Here is a 4,991-nt window from a genome sequence, read left to right as displayed (position 1 = left end):
CGATCGTTCCAGAGATCATCAAAACTAAATTCTTCGACAGATTCATTGGGTAAGTCTGTCATTTTGTCAAGGGGTAAAACATTAAAATCTTCTGAATTCATCGGCTTTAGAAATGCAGAGCGAACAGAGGGCCAAGGCAGGTAATTAAGTAAGTGGTTCTAATTAATAGACGATATATCTTGCCTTCGATCCCCCCTGCCCCCCTTAATAAGGGGGGTGCCGATAGGCGGGGGGATCCCCCCTGCCCCCCTTAATAAGGGGGGTGCCGATAGGCGGGGGGATCTGACAATTTTTAACACCTACCCACTTAAGACGCTATTAGCTAGATTTTATTTTATCTCAATCTTAGTTCGCTTCTGAGTCGATCGCTTGCGATGCTGCTAAAGGATAGTATTTTTCCAGGCACAGTCTCAGGGTTGCGCTGTCAAAGATAATGGGCAAAAAATGAATGCTGTTAATTTCTTTGAAATAAAACAGGATCGGGACTTTGTTCCAGAAAATTCGCCAATTTTGCCATTCTTGGTAGGGAAAGGAGCGAATTTGTTGCCCGGACAGATAGACATCTAGGGAAGTGGGGGTAAACTGGAGGCGAATGCGGGTAGTCTGGAACATCAAGAATAGGCCTAACAGGGAGAAAATTATTCCGAGCCAGACCTGTAAAAAGAGTAAAGGCAGCGATAAAATTACCAAAAACAGGGGAATTCGATAGTTAGGAGCCAGTTCGATCGTTCCTGTTACTTCTTGCGGGGAAATAGTTGTCATTGGTGTCCCTATCGGCAGTCAGCCAAAATATCTTCGCTTCTAGTTTATCGCATTGTTTTTCGAGAAGCGATCGAGATAATCGAGACTTGATCGGCGATGATCTGGTGGTGTCATGGCATCATAGAAGGAGACTTTACCCCCGTATGCACGCCGGAGATTAAAATCAGTTAAGACCTTAGATCGTTGATCGGCGAGGATCAATTCTTTATTTAAGAGGATTAAATCAGCAAAATGGGTGATAGATTCGCCTAAATCATGGTTAACCACCATGACAATTTTATTTTCTTGGGCTAACTCACCAAAGATATTAAAAAGAACCCCCTCGGTTTTTTGATCTACCCCAACGAAAGGTTCATCAAAACAGAAAATCTCCGCTTCTTGGGCCAAAGATCTGGCTAAAAAGACTCTTTGCTGTTGTCCCCCCGACAGCTGACCGAGGGGACGATGGCGCAAATCAGCCATTTCCACCCGTTCTAGGGCATTTAAAGCCTGTTGACGACTAATATGGGAAAAAGGACGAAACCAACCCGTTTTTCTGACTCTCCCCATCATTACCACATCCCAAGCGGTGACGGGATAGGTCCAGTCGATTTGAGATCTTTGGGGAACATAAGCGACTTTATCCAGTTGTTGCTGTAGAGATTGCCCTTGATAGTTAACGCTTCCCTGTTGTACGCGAATTAATCCTAGCATGGCTTTGATCAGGGTACTTTTACCCGCACCGTTGGGACCGATGATACCGGTTAATCGTCCTGGATGAATTTTCAGGGTGATATCCCGTAGGGCTTCCACGCCGCGATAATATACTCCTAGATGACTAACTGTAATTGTCCTTTGCATAGTTGTTATCCCGAGTCTCCAGTTCTAGCATAACTAAAAATGAGACAATTATGAAGCAAGCATGAAAAGATTATGAAAGATCGCTAGGGTGAGATTAATCGCCACTCAGTAAAGCTTCCACGAATTCGTAACTGGAAAAAGGCCGCAGATCCTCGATTCCTTCCCCAGCACCCACAAAGCGAATCGGGAGGTTAAGCTGACGCGCTACGGCAAGGGCGACACCCCCTTTAGCTGTACCATCGATTTTAGTCAGGATCACGCCGCTTAATTGGGCAGCTTCCGAGAAAACTTCTGCCTGTCGCAGCCCGTTTTGTCCTAAAGTGGCATCGAGAACTAGAAGGGATTCCACCACGGCACTCTCGGCTTTTTTGTCGATAATACGGCGAATTTTGCTTAATTCTGCCATTAAGTTCTTTTTATTCTGCAATCTTCCCGCCGTATCTACTAAAAGTAATTCTATCTCCCTGGATTTAGCGGCTTCGATGCCATCGTACACCACGGCGGCCGGGTCGGTATTTTTGCCCGGGTTGGCAATTACTTCGACTTGCGATCGCTCTCCCCAAACTTTCACCTGTTCCACGGCGGCAGCGCGAAAGGTGTCGGCAGCGGCGATTATACAACTATAGCCAGATTGTTTAGATAAATGGGCTAATTTGCCTATAGTTGTTGTTTTACCGACTCCGTTAACTCCTGTGAGCATCCAGATATTTAATTTGCCTTTTTCTGGCTCAAAACCGGGGTTGCTATAATTGGCTAAAGGTGCATCTAAAATCTCGCGGATAATTTCTTTGAGATATTCGATCGCTTTTTCGGGGGGCAAAGCTTCCTGTTTTAGCTTATTTTGGAGGGTAGTGATAATATAATCGGTGGCATCTACCCCCACATCGGCCTGAAGCAATAAAGCTTCAATTTCCTCCACCGCATCTTGATTGAGGGGACCCTGACCGACCACGGCCTTAAGCTGATTGACCAAGCTGCGGCGCGTTTTGCCTAAACCCTGACGCAATTTTTTTAACCAGGTGATTTCTTCTTCTGAAACGTCCTCTGCTTGTCGTCCCTGATTGGCTAAAACTTTGGCTGACCAGATAAAATCTTCATCCGGTTCTGTGGGGGTTTCGATGGCGGTTTCTTTGAGAATTTCGAGGCGATCGGATTTTTTCAGCCATGCGGGGGTATTATCCTCGGTTTCTTCTTCTTTAACCGGTTCTTCCTCTTGCAGAGGTTCCGTTTCAGCAATGGATGTTTCAGGGGTTTCGCTCACGACGGCCTCGGCCGTGGCTTTTTTCTCTTGAATATTTTTAAAGGCTTTTTTGGCCCAATCTAAATACTCTTCCTGACTGGTTGCCTCGCTAGTCGTCGGGGTTGCCTCGCTGGGGGTTTCCTCTACGGGTGCGGGGGGTGCTTGTTCTTGTTCGGGTTGGACTTTCTGACGACGGAACCAGTTAAACATAGGAGAAACTAAACATAAAACTATTTATCTAGTTTATCTTAACCCTTAGCGTGAGCAATTTTGATAGTTAGATTTTTAATTATGGATTTCTCAGCATTTTTTGCCGGAGATTAAGGAAAAAATATAATCCGAGCCACTCAATTGATAGCCTTCCTCAAGGATAACTTTGTCTCTTTTTAGAGAAATGCTGTATCCTAGAAAATAGAATAGGAAGGAGAGTCAAAAATGTTAACCACTACTGAAACTAAATATTATACTCCCGAAGAATATCTCGCCCTAGAGGAAACGTCCGAAGTTAAAAATGAATATCGTCAAGGAGAAATTATCCCAATGGTAGGAGCCACCACTAATCACAATCAGATTTGTCTAAATTTTTGCCGTAATTTTCCCTTAAATATCAATAATCAAGATTATTATACCTACATGGAAACGGTGCGTTTATGGCTGTCAGATTATAGTATTTACACCTATCCCGATGTGATGGTGATTAAAGGTCAACCTCTCTATCAAGGGAATAGTCAATCTAACGTGATCAATCCTTTAATTATTGTCGAAGTTCTCTCTAATTCTACCCAAGCTTATGACCGAGGAGATAAGTTTAAATTCTATCGTTCTCTGCCAACTTTTCAGGAATATATTCTGATCGAACAATCTAGTTATAGTGTGGAACGTTACTATAAACAAAAGGATGATCAATGGTTAATTGATTTCGTCACGGGGGAAAATGCGGTTTTACAATTGGTGTCGGTGGATTGGCAGATTTCTTTTCAAGATTTATATCAAAGAGTAAATTTTGACCTAGCAGAAACCTAAAATTAAAAGAAAGGTGAAAAAGAGTCGCTATCAAGAAACTCATTATCTCAAAATAGCTAATCTTTTTTGGTATAATAGACGGACTACTATATGTTAAATCTATGGACGCTCTAGATTTTTCCGATCAACTACAATAGACCGCAGAAGCAAAAGCAAAACTAAAAAATATTCCCTATTTTGTTCGTTCCTAAGCGCGTCAGCGGATTACTGAGATATTTAAGATACACTTTTCCGAGCCACTCAATTGATAACCTTCCTCAAGGATAACTTTGTCTCTTTTTAGGGAAATGCTGTATCCTAGAAAATAGAATAGGAAGGAGAGTCAAAAATGTTAAGCGCTACCGAAACTAAATATTATACTCCCGAAGAATATCTCGCCCTAGAGGAAACGTCCGAAGATAAAAATGAATATCGTCAAGGAGAAATTATCCCAATGGTAGGAGCTACCACTAATCACAATCAGATTGCTGGAAACTTCTATCGAAGATTTCCTCTGACTATCAATAATCAAGATTATTATACCTACATGGAAACGGTGCGTTTATGGCTGTCAGATTGTAGCATTTACACCTATCCTGATGTGATGGTGATTAAAGGTCAACCTCTCTATCAAGGGAATAGTAAATCTAACGTGATCAATCCTTTAATTATTGTCGAAGTTCTCTCTAATTCCACCCAAGCTTATGATCGAGGGGATAAGTTTAAATTCTATCGTTCCTTGCCAACTTTTCAGGAATATATTCTGATCGAACAATCTAGTTATAGTGTGGAACGTTACTATAAACAAAAGGATGATCAATGGTTAATTGATTTCGTCACGGGGGAAAATGCGGTTTTACAATTGCTGTCGGTAGATTGGCAGATTTCTTTTCAAGATTTATATCAAAGAGTAAATTTCGACCTAGTAGAAACCTAAAATTAAAAGAAAGGTCAAAAAGAGTCGCTATCAAGAAACTCATTATCTCAAAATAGCTAATCTTTTTTGGTATAACTGAACTTCCCCCCATACATATATACTATAATAGCCGAAAACCCTTATCCATCAATGGATGTAACCCCTTAACTTTTCTTAATGTACCCATGTAATTTGTAACATTTCTTAATGGACAAGAATTCTCTCCATTTG

At 41.8% G+C, this 4,991-nt stretch carries 5 protein-coding genes and 1 pseudogene; 3 read left to right on the top strand and 3 right to left on the bottom strand.

What is annotated here, in order from left to right; translation table 11 throughout:
* Positions 1–345: 345 nt before the first annotated feature.
* The 3 genes from PX484_RS22815 to ftsY all read right to left on the bottom strand — a co-directional run bounded on the left by PX484_RS22815 (position 346) and on the right by ftsY (position 3,052).
* A complete protein-coding gene (locus PX484_RS22815; RefSeq protein WP_002751775.1) occupies positions 346–762 on the bottom strand; it encodes a DUF3119 family protein in 417 nt (138 codons plus the stop codon).
* 39 nt (positions 763–801) lie between these two features.
* Positions 802–1,602, bottom strand: a complete 801-nt coding sequence (locus tag PX484_RS22810) for a metal ABC transporter ATP-binding protein (protein ID WP_287666230.1) — start codon at positions 1,600–1,602, stop codon at positions 802–804.
* A gap of 94 nt (positions 1,603–1,696) precedes the next feature.
* Positions 1,697–3,052: a signal recognition particle-docking protein FtsY gene (gene ftsY / locus PX484_RS22805; RefSeq protein WP_287666227.1), complete on the bottom strand. Its 1,356-nt coding sequence runs from the start codon at positions 3,050–3,052 to the stop codon at positions 1,697–1,699.
* Between the two features lie 225 nt (positions 3,053–3,277).
* On the opposite strand from ftsY, the gene PX484_RS22800 reads away from it, so the two are divergent.
* From PX484_RS22800 to PX484_RS22795, 3 genes and pseudogenes are all read left to right on the top strand, one after another.
* Entirely contained in the window at positions 3,278–3,865 is a 588-nt protein-coding gene (locus PX484_RS22800; protein ID WP_288105648.1) for a Uma2 family endonuclease, read from the top strand.
* Positions 3,866–3,966: 101 nt separating this feature from the next.
* Positions 3,967–4,053 (top strand): annotated as a pseudogene (locus PX484_RS25890) (PCP reductase family protein); the annotation flags it as partial.
* Between the two features lie 140 nt (positions 4,054–4,193).
* A complete protein-coding gene (locus tag PX484_RS22795) occupies positions 4,194–4,781 on the top strand; it encodes a Uma2 family endonuclease (protein WP_288105644.1) in 588 nt (195 codons plus the stop codon).
* The last annotated feature ends 210 nt before the right edge of the window (positions 4,782–4,991 follow it).

Source organism: Microcystis sp. M49636_WE2 (genome assembly GCF_030065375.1).
Taxonomy (GTDB): domain Bacteria; phylum Cyanobacteriota; class Cyanobacteriia; order Cyanobacteriales; family Microcystaceae; genus Microcystis; species Microcystis aeruginosa_C.
Note: the sequence above shows the minus strand (reverse complement) of the source record. Positions and strands in the feature narration are given on the sequence as shown.